Raw genomic sequence first — 15,332 nt, forward strand, 5'->3', positions numbered from 1 at the left:
TCGATGAATACCCTCAAACGAATCGATCCGCGCCGCCCCTTCGTCGTTACGGCGGCGGGCCTCAGGCGCATCACCTTGGGCGAGACCGGCAGCGCGGATGCGAGCGCGGCGCAATGGCTGACGCAACACGGGCATGCCAGCGCTGCGAAGCCTCGCCGTGTGGTTAGCAACCCGAATCAGTTTCTGCTCGTAGCCGCCCACGCCGAACGCGGCGCGCTCGACGACCACGCGTGCCAGGCCATTGCCGCCGCCGCGCTACTCGCCGATGCGCAAACCGAAGTGGCGCTGCTCGTGTTCGGCGAACTGAAAGACGACGCCGGGGCGCTCGGCGTGGACAAGCTGATCGAACTGCCCGGTTTCGAGCGCCGCACGTTCGCGCCGGAAAGCGAATTGCGGGCGCTTCAAGCCTGCGCGGCGGCGCTCGCGCCGAAGCACGTGTTTCTGGCTGACGACGCTTATGGCGACGGCGATCTCGGGCGGCGCTATGCGGCCACCGCTGGTGCAAGCGTGGCGGCGCATGTGGTCGAGATCGATGCGAAACATGTCGGCGTGTACGAGCAGGCGAAGCGCGCGTGGGCCGCGCGTTCGCTGCCCGACGTGATCCTGCTCGCGCCGAACGCCGTCGACTCGAAGCTGCCGTTCGTCGGCGCGGGCGAACGCCTTGCGGGCGACTTCATCCGGCCTGCGAGCGACCTCGCGTCGCCATACCAGGACCTCGGCCTCGAATCCATCGACGCCGCCCAGGTCGCGCTCGAAGAAGCCGATTTCATCGTCTCGGCGGGCAACGGCGTGACCGACATCGCGGCGTTCGGCCGGCTTGCGGGCGCATTCGGCGCGGCCATCGGCGCGAGCCGCGTGGCCGTGGACAACGGTCACTTCACGCGCGACAAGCAGGTGGGCGCGACGGGCAAGACCGTCGAGGCGAGCGTGTATATCGCGTTCGGCATTTCGGGGGCCGTGCAGCACTTGCAGGGCATCAAGGACTGCCGGCATGTGATCGCGGTGAATCTGGACGGCAGCGCGCCAATCGCCAAACGCGCCAATCTAACGGTGGTCGGCGATGCGCAAGGCACCATCGCCGCGCTGATCGAACAGGTGCAAGCCGCGCGTGCAACGCGGAGCGGGGCGAGCGCCGCACATGACGAAACGCATCGCGCAGGAGTCGCCGCATGAACGCACGCCATGATCCTCAACGCGGCATCGAGCGCATCGCGGTGCTCGTTTCCGTGGGGCGCCACCCGGTAAGCGGCGCGCCGCGCTATAGCCGCAACGACGCGCTCGCGCTCGACCTTGCGCGCACGCTGGCCGAGCGGCATCGCGCGCGTCTGGACGTGCTGCACGCAGGCGATGCCGCCGATCCGGCGCTCGCCGAATACCTCGCACTCGGCGCGCACGAAGTGGAGGTGCTGGCCTGCACGCCGTCCGGCGACGCGGCGCGTCTCATTGCCGAGCGCGTGCGCGGTTACGACCTCATTTTGACCGGCACGCGCGCCGAAGGGGCGCACGACAGCGGCATGCTGCCGTACCAGGTGGCGGCTGCGCTTGGCGTGCCGATGGTGGGGAGCGCCGTGGATATCGACGTCGATGTGGCCGCGCGCAGCGCCGTCGTGCGCCAGTTTCTGCCCAAAGGGCTGCGCCGGCGCGTGCAGACGGCGCTGCCCGCCGTAATCGCCGTGCATCCGCTCGCGAACGCCCAGCCTCGCTACGCCTACGCGCGTCTGCGTGCGGGCGCGGTGCAGTCCGCGCACGCAACGCGCGTGAGCATAGCTGAATCCCCCGAAGCCGCCGCATGGACCGTAGGTCCCATCGAGCGCAAGCCGGTGCGGTTAGCCGCGGCGGAAAAGCGCTCGGGCCACGCGCGCATGCTTTCGGCGACCACGACCGAAAGCCGGGGCGGCAACGTCGTAATTGAGGGGAGTTCGGTCGAAAAAGCACAAGTGATCCTCGCGTATTTGCGGGAGCATCAACTCATCGACTACTGATTTTGCTGGCCTGTCGGCAACGAACTGGGATGAAAAATCCGGAGCACACATGAAAGTAACGGCAGAGATTCGCGCACTGATCGAACGGCGCAAGGCGGGTTACAGCCTGGAGGCGCCTTTCTACCTGAGCGAGGAGATTTTCGCGCTCGATATGGAGACGATTTTCCGGCAGCACTGGATCGAGGTCGCCACGGAAGCGGAAATTCCGGAGCCGGGCGACTACGTGACTGTCGATCTGGCGGGCGATTCGATCCTGATCGTGCGCGACGACGACATGCAGGTGCGCGCGTTCCACAATGTTTGCCGCCATCGCGGCGCGCGCCTGTGCAATGAAGAGAAGGGGTCGGTGGGCAATATCGTTTGCCCGTATCACAGCTGGACCTACAACCTGACCGGCGCGCTGATGTTCGCCGAGCACATGGGCGAGCAGTTCGACCGCTGCAAGCACAGCCTCAAGAATGTGCACGTGGAAAATCTCGCGGGCCTGATCTTCGTGTGCCTGGCCGAAGAGCCGCCTGCCGACTTCGCGGCCATGCGCGCCGAAATGGAGCCGTATTTGCTGCCGCACGATCTGGCGGGCTGCAAGGTCGCCGCGCAGGTCGACATCATCGAGAAGGGCAACTGGAAGCTCGTGATGGAAAACAATCGCGAGTGCTATCACTGCGTGGCGAACCATCCCGAGCTGACCATTTCGCTCTACGAGTACGGCTTTGGCTACGCACGCACGGAGGCCAACGCGGAGGGCATGGATGCGTTCGAGCGCACCTGCAACGAGCGCGCGCAGCAGTGGGAAGCGATGGACCTGCCGTCGGTCGAAATCGAAAAGCTGCTGGACGTGACGGGTTTTCGCACACAGCGCCTGCCGCTCGACCGCTGCGGCGAGTCGCAAACGCTGGACGCGAAGGTCGCCTCGAAGAAGCTGCTTGGCGAATTCCGCACGGCGGATCTGGGCGGTCTCTCGTTCTGGACGCAGCCGAATTCGTGGCATCACTTCATGAGCGATCACATCGTGTCGTTTTCGGTCATTCCGCTTTCCGCGGGCGAAACGCTCGTACGCACGCGCTGGCTCGTTCACCAGGACGCGCGCGAAGGCATCGACTACGACGTGGACAATCTCACCGCCGTCTGGAACGCGACCAACAACCAGGACCGCACGCTCGTGGAGTATTCGCAGCGTGGCGCGGCGAGCAGCGCGTATGAGCCAGGCCCGTATTCGCCGTACACGGAAGGGCTCGTCGAAAAGTTTTCGGCCTGGTATATCGGCCGCCTCGCGAAGCAGATTGGCGTGTAACGCGCACGTGTAAAGCAAAGACAGCGGAGTTTGACATGATGCGAGACGCGGCCCAATTCAATCCACTCGATCCCAGCGACAGCCGGGTAACGCGCCCGGCGTTCTGGGGCGCGTTACCCGAGCGGTGGACGAGCGAGGTCGAGGAAACCCTCGTGTGCTGCCACGTATGGCAGGAAACGCACGACGTGAAGAGTTTTTTCCTGCGCTCGCCGCAGGGCCGCACGTTCTCGTTCGAGCCGGGGCAGTTCCTCACGCTCGAACTAGAGATCGACGGCGAGGCCATCAATCGTTGCTATACGATTTCGTCGTCGCCCGCGCGGCCCCATACCATTTCCATTACGGTCAAGCGGGTGCCGGGCGGCAAGGTGTCGAACTGGCTGCACGACAATCTGCGCCCGGGCGTTTCGCTGCGCGTGCTCGGGCCGGCCGGCGAATTCACTTGCGCGCGTCACCCGGCGTCGAAGTACCTGTTTCTGTCTGCCGGGTCCGGCGTGACGCCGCTGATGTCGATGAGCCGCGCGCATCACGATCTCGCCGAGGACCGTGACATCGTTTTCGTGCACAGCGCGCGCACACCTGACGACATCATCTTCGCGCGCGAGCTGGAACTCATTGCCTCGAGCCGCGCCAATTTCCGAACGTCGTTCGTCTGTGAAAGAGTGGGTGCGCGCACCGACTGGCCGGGCGTGACCGGCTTTCTTTCGCTGCCCCTGCTGAAGCTCATCGCGCCGGACTTCATGGAGCGCGAAATCTTCACCTGTGGCCCGGCGCCTTACATGAAAGCCGTGCGCGATCTGCTCGACGAAGCCGGTTTCGCGCGCGAACGCTATCACGAAGAGAGCTTTTCATTCGAAATGCTTACGGCGCCGGCTGAAGCGCCGGCGGAACAGTCGGCGGCGGAATCAGAATCGTCCGTCGAAACCGCGAGTTTCACGATTACGTTCGCGAAGATCCGCCGCGAGATTCAATGCGGTGCACAACAGACCGTGCTCGATGCCGCGCGTCAAGCGGGCGTCCGCTTGGCCTCTTCGTGCAGCCAGGGCATGTGCGGAACCTGCAAGGTCAAGCTCGTTTCCGGGCAGGTGGAAATGAAGCATAGCGGCGGCATACGCCAGCGCGAAATCGATCAAGGCATGGCGCTGCTGTGCTGCTCGAAGCCGCTGTCGGACCTCGTCGTCGATAAATAGCGCGCGCGTCGCGCAACGACAAGAACACGTCGTAAATCGACGTTAGCGGCAGATTGTGGCGGGCGAATCTGCATAGGCACGGGGCGCTTGCCCACATCACAGGAGATCGACCATGAAGCTGGCTGCAAAACTCTTTTGGACCGCTGCGTTATCGGCGATGGTGAGCATGAGCGCCCCGGCATTTGCCGACGGCAAGCCGACCTTGAAGATCGGTTATGTCGAAGGCTGGGATGACAGCGTGGCGACTTCGAACGTGGCCGCGCGCATCATCGAAAAGCGCTATGGCTATCCGGTGCAACTCGTGCCCGTGGCCGCCGGCATCATGTGGCAGGGCGTGGCGCGCGGTGACCTCGACGCGACGCTTTCGGCCTGGCTGCCCGTCACGCAGGGCGCTTATTGGGCGCAGTTCAAGGACAAGGTGGTCGATCTCGGCACGAACTTCCCGGGCGCGAAGATCGGCCTCGTGGTGCCTGATTACGTGAGCGCCAAGAGCATTGCCGATCTGAACGCGGACAAGTCGGCGTTCGGCGGGCGCATCGTCGGCATCGATGCGGGCGCGGGCGTGATGCGCAAGACCGACGAGGCGGTCAAGCAATACGACCTCAGCTACAGCGTAATGCCGAGTTCGGGCAGCGCGATGACGGCCGAACTGGCGCGGGACGTGGGCTCGAAAAAGCCCGTGATCGTCACGGGCTGGACCCCGCACTGGATGTTCGCCAAGTACAAGCTGCGCTTCCTCGACGATCCGAAGAACGTGTACGGCGCAGCGGAGCACGTGGACAACGTGGCCAATCCCGAACTGGAAAAGAAGGCGCCGCAGGTGGTGGCGTTCCTGAAGAATTTTCAGTGGAAGCCGGGTGAGATCGACAGCGTAATGCTCGCGATCCAGAACGGTGAGAAGCCCGACGCCGCCGCAGATACGTGGATCGCCGCGCACGGTGACCGCGTGAATGCATGGGCGGCCACGCAGTAACCGTCAGCAAAACAACGGCAGGGGGCCCGCAGCGGCCCCGCCAGACCCATGCCCCGTTACGGGGCGGGCGCAGTGTGATTGTGCACGCGCAGCACGTGATTTACACAATGGGCCGCTGTGTCGCTTTTACATAAGCGTCTGTCGCAATTCGCCATCCCGGCAGGGCTTTTTCTGGCAACCATGTAGACATACCGTGCGGGCCGGCGCCTGCCGTTCGAGGAGATGGAGTCGATGAAATCCCCCAAGATCGTGGTCGATGGATTATGCAAGGTGTTCGGGCCCAACCCGAAGCTTGCACGTGAGTTTCTCGCGAAGGGCGCAACGAAGGACGAACTGTTCGCCAAAACCGGCTACGTGCTCGGTGTGAACAATGCGTCGTTCGAGGTGCATGAAGGCGAGATTTTCGTGCTGATGGGGCTTTCCGGCTCGGGCAAGTCCACGCTGATCCGGCTCATCAACCGGCTCGTGGAGCCCACCGCCGGCAAGGTCATCATCGACGGGCGCGATATCGCCGCCGTGCGGCGCTCGGAACTGGTCTCGCTGCGCCGCACCGACATGAGCATGGTGTTCCAGTCGTTCGCGCTCATGCCGCAGCGCAGCGTGCTGGCGAACGCCGCGTTCGGCCTCGAAGTGGCGGGCGTGGGCCGCAAGGAGCGCGAACGGCGCGCGCTGACTGTGCTGGAACAGGTCGGCCTCGCGGCATTCGCGCAGAAGCTGCCCGCCGAGCTTTCGGGCGGCATGCAGCAGCGCGTGGGCCTCGCACGCGCGCTTGCGGTGAATCCCTCGCTCATGATCATGGACGAAGCGTTTTCCGCACTCGATCCGCTCAAGCGCAAGGAAATGCAGAACGTGCTGCTGCAACTGCAAAAGGAGCAGCGCCGCACGATCATGTTCGTCTCGCACGACCTCGAAGAAGCGCTGCGCATCGGCAGCCGAATCGCGATCATGGAGGGCGGGCGTATCGTTCAGATCGGCACGCCACAGGAAATCATCAGTAATCCTGCCGATGACTATGTGCGCGCGTTCTTCGACGGTGTGGACACGAGCCGGTATCTCACCGCGGGCGATCTCATGCAGCGCGAAGCCGTGCCGCTCATTCGCTCGCTCGACGCGAAGAGCGTGGCGTCGTCGCTCAACGGCAGCGCCGAATACGCATTCGTGCTCGATGGGCAGCGGCGCATCAGCGGATTCGTCACGCGCGATGCGATTGGCGCCGCGCAACCGTCGCTCAAGAAGGTCGAATGCATCACGCTGGGCACGCCGCTGGAGCAGGTCGTGACGCGCGTGTGCGCGAACACGACGGCGCTGCCCGTGGTCGACGACGAGGGCCGTTACTGTGGCTCCATCGATCAGGCCGCCGTTCTGAAGGTCATTACGCGTAATCGAGGTGCCCATGTCTGAGATCATTCCCGTCGGCCAGTGGGTCGATCAGTCGGTTCACTATCTGCTCGACCACGACGCCAACAGTTTCGATGCCGTCGGCAAGGCAATCGAGGGCTTCGCCGCACTCGTCGAGCACGGCTTGCAGGCGATCCCCATGTGGGCACTCATGGCGTTTTTCATCGCCATCGGCCTGTGGCGCGTGGGCTGGCGCTTCGCGATCTTCGCGACCTGTTCGCTACTGCTGATCTATGCGACCGGCTTCTGGGACCAGACCGTGGTGACGCTCGGCCTCACGCTCTCGTCGACGGTAATCAGCCTCGTGATCGGCATTCCACTCGGCATCTGGACGGCCAAGAGCCGTGTCGTGCAGACCATCGTGCGGCCCATACTCGACCTGATGCAGACGATGCCGGCCTTCGTCTATCTGATTCCTGCCGCAATGCTGTTTGGTCTTGGCCGCGTGCCCGGCATTCTCTCCACCGTCATTTTTGCCATGCCGCCTGCCGTGCGTCTCACGAGCCTCGGCATCAAGCATGTGAACCGCGAGATCGTGGAAGCCGGGCAGGCGTTTGGCTGCACGCCGTGGCAGTTGCTGTACAAGGTGCAGTTTCCGAATGCGCTGCCTTCGATCATGCAGGGTGTGAACCAGACCATCATGATGGCGCTTTCCATGGTTATCATCGCTTCGATGGTGGGCGCGGGCGGTCTTGGCAACGACGTGCTCGCGAGCATTCAGCGGCTGGATATTGGCCTCGGTTTCGAGAGCGGACTTTCGGTCGTGCTGCTCGCCATCATTCTCGATCGCATTACCGAGAGCTTTGGACGTGCACCGGGCGCCGTGAAGGCACCGTTGTTCTCGGGTCTCAAGCATCTGATGCGTGTGCGGCCCGCGGTCGTCGAGGCGTAGTCACAGAGGCAATACGATCAACCGCCGTTCGCGAGGAGCGCAATGTGACGACCGACATCGTCGTGGCCGAGCCCGAAACGCGCACGGCATCGTCCCTCAGGCATTTCGGTTTCCTGACGTTGCAGAACTTTTCGATGATCGCGTTTTCGAGCGCGGTCGAGGTTCTGCGCATGGCGAACTATGTGGGGCGCGCGGACCATTACCGCTGGTCGATCTACTCGCTCGACGGCGCACCGGCCCGCGCCAGCAACGGCATTACGGTGCGTCCTGCGCAGGCGCTCGACCCTGCGTGCCTGCCGGATGTGCTGATCGTGTGCGGCGGCATTCGCATCCGCGAGATCATGAGCGACGGCGTGCGCGCCACGCTCGCCATGGTGGCAAAGCAGGGCGTGCCGCTTGGCGGCATTTGTACCGGCGCTTACGCGTTGATGGCGAGCGGGTTGCTGGATGGTTATCGCTGCGCGGTGCATTGGGAAGATCTCACGGTCCTGTACCAGGAGTTTCCGCGCGTGCGCTTTGCCGATGAGTTGTTCGTCGTCGATCGCGATCGGCTCACGTGCACGGGCGGCACCGCGCCGCTCGACTTGATGCTCGAGCTCGTTGGCGCGAGCCTTGGGAAAAGTCTCGCTGCCAAGGTGTCCGAACAGTTCATCCTCGAACGGATTCGTAGCTCGACCGATCTGCAGCCCATACCCGTGGATGCGCGTGTAGGTTTTTCGCGCGCCGAACTGGTAGAGGTCGTGCGGCTGATGGAGGCCAATATCAAGGAGCCGCTCTCGCTGGAGGAACTGGCGCGGCTTGTGCGGCTATCGCAGCGGCATTTGCAGCGGATGTTCAAGGCGTATCTGAATGTTTCGCCGACGCATTATTACCTGACATTGCGGTTGAAACGCGCGCGTGAGTTGCTGCGGACTACCGATACGTCGATTTCTCGTGTGACTGCTATTTGCGGGTTTAATTCGCCGTGCCATTTTAGTAAGGCGTATCGGGTGCAGTTTGGGCATGCGCCGAGTCATGAGCGGCGTGGGGGGGAGTAGGGGTGGTTGCGCGTGCTCACGTTTGAAACTTGTTTTCGCGGCGGTACTTCAAGCGTTGCCCCTGTGCGGGGCGGCACCTACTTTTCTTTGCAGCGGCAAAGAAAAGTAGGCAAAAGAAAGCCGCTCAAACCGCCAGCGCCTGCCACCGTTCACCCCGCACCACCCCACTTGAATGGCTCCGGAGCGTCTGTCACCTCGCACCACTTAACTAAGTGACAAGGCGCTCATCCTTCCGGCGGCGCTACGCGCCCCGAAGGGCATAACCCAAAACCGTTGGGGCGCGTAAGTTCTTGCGAATGCGCTTGCTACCCTCGGTCTCCGGTGTCCCTTGCAGACCCGGCCGCTGCGCGCGTAGCGAGCAGCGGGAACGGATGAGCCCTTTGTCACTAACGGGAATGGTGCGAGGTGACAGACGCTCCGGAGCCATTCGAGTGGGGCGGTGCGAGGTGAACGGTGGCAGGCATTAGCGGTGTGAGCGGCTTTCTTTTGCCTACTTTTCTTTGCCGCTGCAACGAAAAGTAGGTGCCGCCCCGCACAGGGGCAACGCATGAAGCACCACCGCGAAAACAAGTAAAGCCCAAAGCGCCAAAAAAACCCCACATCAATGCAAAGCCACGCACCCAACACCCCCCTCAACATCCGCCGGCGCACCCGGCAATCCATTCCGCAACAAAGCATCAAGCTCCGCGAGCTGAGCAGCATCCTGCCCACTGCGTTGCAATCGAAACACAACCGGCGGCACGCCAAACTGCTTCCGAAATTCACGCCCAAGATGCGAAGCATCCGAAAACCCGCAACTCGAAGCAATATCGGCAACAGTGCGATCCGAACTCGTGAGCAACCAGGCCGCAGTGCGCAGGCGCAGAACATTAGCGAACGCGCGCGGGCTCTTACCCGTTTCCGCCTTGAAGAGCCGTTCGAGCTGCCGCGGCGAGAGATTCAGCTTGCAGGCCAGTTCTTCCAGCGGCACATTTCGGCCAACCTGCTGCTCCATCAGCAGCACGGCGCGCTTGACCTTCGGGTGCGTGGCCGGTTCGAGGCCAGGCGGGTGAGGCTGGGGCGCATTGCCCTTTTGCATTTCACCCACCAGCAAAATGCGCAACGCCTTCTGCACGGTCGCATGATCGAAGTGGCGCAGCAAGATGGCGGCGGCGACGTCGATCGATGCACGCCCGCCCGAGCACGTAATACGACGGCGGTCGATAGCGAACAGGCGGTCGGCGACGATAGCGTCGGCATTCACGTTGGGAAAGCGCTCGATAAAGTCCCAGTAATGAAACCAGCTCACGCAAATACGATGGCCGTCCAGCACGCCGGCGCGCATGAGTGCGAATACGCCCGTGCAGATTCCGACCACCGTCGTCTCGCCACTGGCCGCGCGGCGGATGTACTGCAGTGTGGCATCGCTTGCGTGCGGGCCGGAGTGCAGCAGTCCGCCCACGACCACGAGATAGTCGACCGGCTCGGCATCGGCGAAAGTTTCCCACGGCGCGACCTGAATGCCGCAACTCGCACGCACGGGCGCAAGCGTTTCGCCGATCACGCGCCACGAGCAGCGCATGGGCTTGCTGTAGTCGCCTTCATCGGCGGACAGGCGCAGCATGTCGACGAAACCGGAGAACGCGGTCAGCGTGAAGTTCGGCAGCAGCACGATGCCGAAGCGGATGCGCTCCTTGGGAGCGGCGTCGAAGGAAACGGCGGCGGCGAGTATGTCGGACATGGAGGCAAGGGAAAGCGGCGAGGCGGCGTCAGCCAAGCATCCCCGATACGGCCGCGAGGCGCTTGTCGTTTTCCGCCATCGATCTTCGCAAAAGCGAAATCAGCGGGACGTCGAAGGAATCCACGCCAAATGGCGCGGCGGTTCTGTCGCCCTGGCGCTTTCGTTCTAGCAGCGCCGCCGCCGCTTTGGTCAACTCGCTAGTGGGCACGCGCCCCACGCCGAAGCCATCCACGAGGCCTCTTTTCATGCCGCGCACCGAGACCGTCGAACTCAACAAACGCGCCCGTCTCGGCGACGCCGAAGCCGCGCTCGCGCTGCTCGAGCAGAGCATGGCGCGCGGGCACGGGCGTATCGGGCTGCTGCGCTATTTGCAGGCGCGGTGCGTGGGCGCGGCGCTCGAGCAGCGGCATCACGACTACGCGCAACGGGTGGCCAGCAAGATGAGCGAGGGCCCGTTCGCGGCGCTGGTGGCGCAGGCGCAGCGCCGCCACGGCAATGCGGCGGCTTGAACGGTCCACGCGCGCGATTACAGGATGACTGTGCGCCCGTCGTTGATGAAGACCCGGCGCTCGAGAAATACCCGCACGGCGCGCGCGAGGGTCACGCATTCGACGTCGCGGCCGACAGCCAGCAGACGCTCGGGGTTCAGCGAGTGGTCAACCCGCTGCACCTCCTGCTCGATGATCGGGCCTTCGTCGAGATCGTCGGTGACGAAGTGCGCCGTCGCGCCGATCAGCTTGACCCCGCGCACGTGCGCCTGGTGATAGGGCCGCGCGCCCTTGAAGCCAGGCAGGAAAGAGTGGTGGATGTTGATCGCGCGGCCGGCCAGCTTCTGGCTCGTTTCGTCGGAGAGAATCTGCATGTAACGCGCAAGAATCAGCAGCTCGGAACAGGTCGAGTCGAACAGGTCGAGGATCGCGGCCTCCTGTTCGCGGCGCGTTTCCGGCGTAACGGGAAGATAGTGAAACGGCAGATCGTGCTGCCTCGCGAGCGGTTCGAAATCGCGGTGATTCGAGGCAATGCCCGCAATGTCCATTTGCAGCTCGCCCATGCGCCAGCGGAACAGCAGGTCGGCGAGACAGTGCTCGAGCTTGGAGACCATGATGAGCACCTTGGGACGCACCCGCAGATCGTGGATAGCCCAGGTCATCCCGTGCTTGCGGCCGACGCTCGCGAATTCGTCGCGCAGGCCCGCGAGATCGAAGCGCTCGCCCGCGCCGGGCTGCACGACCTCGTGAAAGACGCAGCGCAGGAAAAAGCGCGTGCTGATGTCGTCGTCGAATACCGTGAGTTCGTCGATATAGCCGCGGTGCGCGTCGAGAAAGCCGGCGACCGCGGCGACCTGTCCGGCGGCCGCGGGGCAGGACAGCGTGAGCACGTAGCGGTGCTGCGGGTCTTCGGTGGGCATGCGCGTTCTCCTCGTGTCGTGATGCGCCCGGTGCGGTTCGTGCCGGCGCGCTGGCGTGATGGCGTGATGGCGCAAGTAAGCCATCAATCGTCGCGCGGCACATAGAACCCACGCGCTGAATCGCGAGAATGAAAACGCCAAACGCGCGCTGACCTGAAGAAGATTGCTTTTGCCGCGATGGCTGTCGCTTTGCTGCTATCGCGCGATTTTTTTCTCGGCGAGCAGAGGGCGGAGGTGAATCTGGAACGGAGATTGTGCGTGCACTTCAAGGTCCGTAAGGGTTACTGAGTCCCGGCCCGCTGTTCTGAATGCCCCTGGTCACAAGTCAATGAACGGGCCCCACTTCTCACTTCATCGGTTCCTACGTTACCGACATGTACCGCTTGATTTCGGGTTGGCCTAGTCCTGGTAGGTTGAGCATAGCGACGCCGAGCCGTCGCGCGAATTCATCGTCGAGCTTGAAGTCGCATTTATCCAGCAGAACTGGACCTTCTAACTTGCAAGCGACAAGCAGGCTTAGTTTCGCTGGATCAATGGAGTTGACCCTGCAATCCCGGACACAGCTTCACACTAAGGTTGCTGAGTCCATCGAGCGCCGGAACTCGCGAGGCGAGCGGTATTTCAGCGCGCTATGGGGATGCTTCTCGTTGTAATGCTCGAACGCAATGGCCAGGTTGCGTGCAGCGGTCGCTGCATCCGGCTTCGGCATGAAGGCGACGTAGTCGCGCTTCATCGTTTTCACGAAGCTCTCAGCCATGCCGTTACTTTGCGGGCTACACACCGGCGTGGTCAATGGCTTCAGACCGATGGCCACTGCGAACCGACGTGTGTCGTCGGCCGTGTAGCCCGAACCATTGTCGCTCAGCCACTCGATTTCGGACGGCGTATGCAGCTCGTTGCCAAACCGGTTTTCCACTGCAGCCAGCATTACGTCGCGCACGATGTCGCCGCTGTGGCCTGCTGTCGTGGCCGCCCAACTCATCGCTTCACGGTCGCAGCAGTCCAGCGCAAACGTCACGCGCAATGGTTCGCCGTTGTCGCAGCGAAACTCGAAGCCGTCGGAGCACCATCGCTGATTGCTGCGCGCTACGGCCACCTTGCCGTCGTGCCGGCGTTGCGGCCTAGGTGGTATCGGTCGGCGCTGCATCAGTAGCCCGTGCGTGCGCATGACGCGATAGACGCGCTTTGCATTGAACGGCAGCAGCCCAAGCGCAACGCGTTCGTTGCGCAACGTGCCCCAGACCCGGCGATACCCATAGCTGGGCAAATCGCCGACGACGCGCCGAATTTCCTCGACCACGCTCGCATCGTCGGTCTGTCTCGATTGACGTCTATCCCGCCATGTAGCCGGACGCGACAGTCGTGCCGATACGTTCGAGCGCGACACGCCGAGAACTTCACAAACCAGCTTCACTGGTCGTCCTCCGGCAGCAAGGGCGAGTGCGCTATCCATTTTTTTGCCCGACCATACTCGACTGCTTCGCGAAGAATCTCGTTCTCCATGGTCTTCTTGCCGAGCATCCGTTGCAGTTCGCGAATCTGCTTGAGCGCATCGGCCAATTCCGACGCCGCAACAACTTCTTCGCCGGCCTTGACCGCTGACAGGCTCCCGTCCTGGTACAGCTTGCGCCAGTGGAACAGCTGGTTCGGGTTCACGCCATGTTGGCGCGCAACCATCGAAACCGACTTCCCCGGCTCGAAGCTCTCTCGCACCATCGCCAGCTTTTGTTCCGCCGTCCAGCGCCGCCGACGCTCCGGGCCCGTCAACACTTCCATCACTTCCTGCCTGGTGTTAGTCAAAAACACAGTCTTATGCCTACCCGTTAGTTTAAGCGGGAGACTGTGTCCGGAGATTCAGGGGGCTGCTCCAATCAACAGTTTGAACTGTCAACTGCTCTCGCTCCTCGGAATAGGTCAGAACGACAGAGTAAGTGGGCTTGCCATTAATATCATCGGCACCATTGGCAAGCTTGAAATGCTGCATCCTCGCCGGCCGCATCGGCCACTTACTCCGTTTTGGCAGAAGGGGGGGCGTTCCATTGTACGGGCTGCGCTGTAGTGATCTGTAGACGCGCTCTCAATTCTGCATGGACGCCCGCTTGCACAAGAATCGCTAAACCTCCTAGCTTGCGTGCGTCATCGTCAGTTAGCGGCCTGGTGCTGTGGTCTGGTTCGTCGGGCGGCACTTTCATTCCGCCAGTGCGAGCTATAGCGTTATCGATAGCGCTTTGTACTTCCTTTCGAGGTACGTTGCACAACATGAGCTGCTGCGTGTCCTCGTCGTAAAAAATGATCGTTGCGCGGGGTGGCTTTGTCATTTCAATAACCTCTGCAAGTTTGATAGTTGCTGAACGCACGTTGAGCGCATAGTGAATACGTGCGTGGGTCTTGATAGATCGCCCGTGCAAAGTCGCATTCCTGCATTTCCGTCTCGTACATTGCGAAGCAATCGGCCTCGTCGGCCGCGCTGACACCACGGGCGGCAACTTGTGTAACATCATCGCTCAAATAGTCCGGTTGATACGCGAACGGCTGCGCGTCGCCGAGCGGTGTCAAGTTGGCGCCTGGATTCGCATTGAGCAGGTCATCGTCAAACGCACCACCATCGTCGCTTTCGGTGTCGTTGTCATCCGAATTGCCTTCGCCGACGCCGAGCAGGGTGGCTGCCGCCAACGCGACGACTCCGAATAATCCCGTGCCTCCATCTGCTTCGCTACTGCTCGCGGCGCCGCCTGGAGCTTGCGCCAGCCCCGTTGCGACTCTGGCTACCTGCGAGGGCGCATCGAATGCCGTAGACAGGACAGACCCTGCTCCAGCCGCTTTCCCCTCCTGTGCGGCCTTGAATGCGACCCACTGATCCCATGTCAATGGACGGTTCGTGTTTCCCCCGCCAGATGCACTTGCCGACTGCCAGAACTGCGGTGCTGGCGTGAGCCGGAACACGCGCGGCCGCTGCGTCCACTCCCTGTCCATATACGGCACAAGGCGACCACTGCGCACCACATCGCACAGAACGCGCCGGACATCGTCGTTGGTTTGTGGCAGGTTCCAGTGGGCGAAGTCAAGAATATCGGAAAGATACTCCTGAATTGTCTGCAGGCCGCGCTGACCGGTTATCGTGCGCAGGTCATCCTTCGGCCTGAAATAGCGGTAGAAGTCGCTCCGGTCCTCGTCGCGCTGACGTTCAAGTTCATCGCGCTCCCAGCGCTTGCGCTCACGGTCGTCGCGCCAGACCCGGGGCGTGCGCATCGAGGACTGTCGGGAAGAGAAGGTTCCGTCCCTGCCGTCGGGCCATCCCCATCGCGGCTTTCTGAGCGGGTAGGGCTTGATCGTGGTCCCTTGTTGACTCCAAACCGCTTCGCGGTACTGGCCGCCTGGTACAAGCGTGCATTGCCACCCGTTCTCCAGTGGTACTTCGAGGGTGTTCCATCTTGGGAAAGGCAA

13 protein-coding genes and 1 pseudogene are annotated in these 15,332 nt (G+C 62.7%); 9 read left to right on the plus strand and 5 right to left on the minus strand.

Going from position 1 to position 15,332, the window contains the following annotated elements:
- Positions 1-3: 3 nt before the first annotated feature.
- The 8 genes and pseudogenes from FAZ97_RS18795 (at position 4) to FAZ97_RS18830 (ending at position 8,760) form a co-directional block, all read left to right on the plus strand.
- On the plus strand, positions 4-1,173 hold the full coding sequence (locus FAZ97_RS18795; RefSeq protein ID WP_158759943.1) for an electron transfer flavoprotein subunit alpha/FixB family protein: 1,170 nt from the start codon (positions 4-6) through the stop codon (positions 1,171-1,173).
- Positions 1,170-1,982 carry an electron transfer flavoprotein subunit beta/FixA family protein gene (locus FAZ97_RS18800; protein ID WP_158759944.1) on the plus strand — a complete coding sequence of 271 codons (813 nt, stop codon included), beginning with the start codon at positions 1,170-1,172 and terminating at the stop codon, positions 1,980-1,982. Before FAZ97_RS18795 ends, FAZ97_RS18800 begins: the two co-directional genes overlap by 4 nt.
- A 49-nt stretch (positions 1,983-2,031) precedes the next feature.
- Positions 2,032-3,273, plus strand: coding sequence for an aromatic ring-hydroxylating oxygenase subunit alpha (locus tag FAZ97_RS18805; RefSeq protein ID WP_158759945.1), 1,242 nt, complete (start codon positions 2,032-2,034; stop codon positions 3,271-3,273).
- Positions 3,274-3,308: 35 nt separating this feature from the next.
- Entirely contained in the window at positions 3,309-4,460 is a 1,152-nt protein-coding gene (locus tag FAZ97_RS18810; RefSeq protein WP_158759946.1) for a hybrid-cluster NAD(P)-dependent oxidoreductase, read from the plus strand.
- 112 nt (positions 4,461-4,572) lie between these two features.
- Positions 4,573-5,433, plus strand: a complete 861-nt coding sequence (locus FAZ97_RS18815) for a glycine betaine ABC transporter substrate-binding protein (protein ID WP_158759947.1) — start codon at positions 4,573-4,575, stop codon at positions 5,431-5,433.
- 118 nt (positions 5,434-5,551) lie between these two features.
- Positions 5,552-6,834, plus strand: a pseudogene (locus FAZ97_RS18820) (quaternary amine ABC transporter ATP-binding protein); the annotation flags it as partial.
- Positions 6,827-7,723 (plus strand): choline ABC transporter permease subunit, encoded by an 897-nt coding sequence (gene choW, locus FAZ97_RS18825; RefSeq protein ID WP_158759949.1) that lies wholly within the window; start codon positions 6,827-6,829, stop codon positions 7,721-7,723. The pseudogene FAZ97_RS18820 and the gene choW, both read left to right, overlap by 8 nt.
- A 44-nt stretch (positions 7,724-7,767) precedes the next feature.
- Complete coding sequence (locus FAZ97_RS18830; RefSeq protein WP_233271788.1) at positions 7,768-8,760, plus strand: GlxA family transcriptional regulator; 993 nt, start codon at positions 7,768-7,770, stop codon at positions 8,758-8,760.
- 601 nt (positions 8,761-9,361) lie between these two features.
- On the opposite strand, the gene FAZ97_RS18835 is transcribed toward FAZ97_RS18830, so the two are convergent.
- Complete coding sequence (locus FAZ97_RS18835; protein ID WP_158759950.1) at positions 9,362-10,480, minus strand: GlxA family transcriptional regulator; 1,119 nt, start codon at positions 10,478-10,480, stop codon at positions 9,362-9,364.
- Between the two features lie 28 nt (positions 10,481-10,508).
- On the minus strand, positions 10,509-10,712 hold the full coding sequence (locus tag FAZ97_RS18840; protein WP_158759951.1) for a hypothetical protein: 204 nt from the start codon (positions 10,710-10,712) through the stop codon (positions 10,509-10,511).
- A gap of 13 nt (positions 10,713-10,725) precedes the next feature.
- On the opposite strand from FAZ97_RS18840, the gene FAZ97_RS18845 reads away from it, so the two are divergent.
- Positions 10,726-10,989, plus strand: a complete 264-nt coding sequence (locus FAZ97_RS18845; RefSeq protein WP_158759952.1) for a hypothetical protein — start codon at positions 10,726-10,728, stop codon at positions 10,987-10,989.
- 17 nt (positions 10,990-11,006) lie between these two features.
- On the opposite strand, the gene purU is transcribed toward FAZ97_RS18845, so the two are convergent.
- The 3 genes from purU to FAZ97_RS18860 all read right to left on the minus strand — a co-directional run bounded on the left by purU (position 11,007) and on the right by FAZ97_RS18860 (position 15,137).
- On the minus strand, positions 11,007-11,888 hold the full coding sequence (gene purU / locus FAZ97_RS18850) for a formyltetrahydrofolate deformylase (RefSeq protein ID WP_158759953.1): 882 nt from the start codon (positions 11,886-11,888) through the stop codon (positions 11,007-11,009).
- A 565-nt stretch (positions 11,889-12,453) separates the two neighbouring features.
- Positions 12,454-13,664, minus strand: a protein-coding gene (locus FAZ97_RS18855) for an IS3 family transposase (RefSeq protein WP_158757145.1) whose coding sequence is annotated in 2 segments (ribosomal slippage) — positions 12,454-13,349 and positions 13,349-13,664 — 1,212 coding nt in all. Because the reading frame shifts where the segments join, the coding sequence is not laid out codon by codon here.
- Positions 13,665-14,207: 543 nt separating this feature from the next.
- On the minus strand, positions 14,208-15,137 hold the full coding sequence (locus tag FAZ97_RS18860; protein WP_158759954.1) for a hypothetical protein: 930 nt from the start codon (positions 15,135-15,137) through the stop codon (positions 14,208-14,210).
- Positions 15,138-15,332: the final 195 nt, after the last annotated feature.

The organism is Paraburkholderia acidiphila, from assembly GCF_009789655.1.
GTDB classification, from domain to species: Bacteria; Pseudomonadota; Gammaproteobacteria; order Burkholderiales; family Burkholderiaceae; genus Paraburkholderia; species Paraburkholderia acidiphila.

Coding starts and splice junctions, on each gene's coding strand:
- FAZ97_RS18795 (WP_158759943.1), top strand. CDS start 4: ATGAATACCCTCAAACGAATCGATCCGCGCCGCCCCTTCGTCGTTACG.
- FAZ97_RS18800 (WP_158759944.1), top strand. CDS start 1,170: ATGAACGCACGCCATGATCCTCAACGCGGCATCGAGCGCATCGCGGTG.
- FAZ97_RS18805 (WP_158759945.1), top strand. CDS start 2,032: ATGAAAGTAACGGCAGAGATTCGCGCACTGATCGAACGGCGCAAGGCG.
- FAZ97_RS18810 (WP_158759946.1), top strand. CDS start 3,309: ATGATGCGAGACGCGGCCCAATTCAATCCACTCGATCCCAGCGACAGC.
- FAZ97_RS18815 (WP_158759947.1), top strand. CDS start 4,573: ATGAAGCTGGCTGCAAAACTCTTTTGGACCGCTGCGTTATCGGCGATG.
- choW (WP_158759949.1), top strand. CDS start 6,827: ATGTCTGAGATCATTCCCGTCGGCCAGTGGGTCGATCAGTCGGTTCAC.
- FAZ97_RS18835 (WP_158759950.1), bottom strand. CDS start 10,480: ATGTCCGACATACTCGCCGCCGCCGTTTCCTTCGACGCCGCTCCCAAG.
- FAZ97_RS18845 (WP_158759952.1), top strand. CDS start 10,726: ATGCCGCGCACCGAGACCGTCGAACTCAACAAACGCGCCCGTCTCGGC.
- purU (WP_158759953.1), bottom strand. CDS start 11,888: ATGCCCACCGAAGACCCGCAGCACCGCTACGTGCTCACGCTGTCCTGC.
- FAZ97_RS18860 (WP_158759954.1), bottom strand. CDS start 15,137: ATGCGCACGCCCCGGGTCTGGCGCGACGACCGTGAGCGCAAGCGCTGG.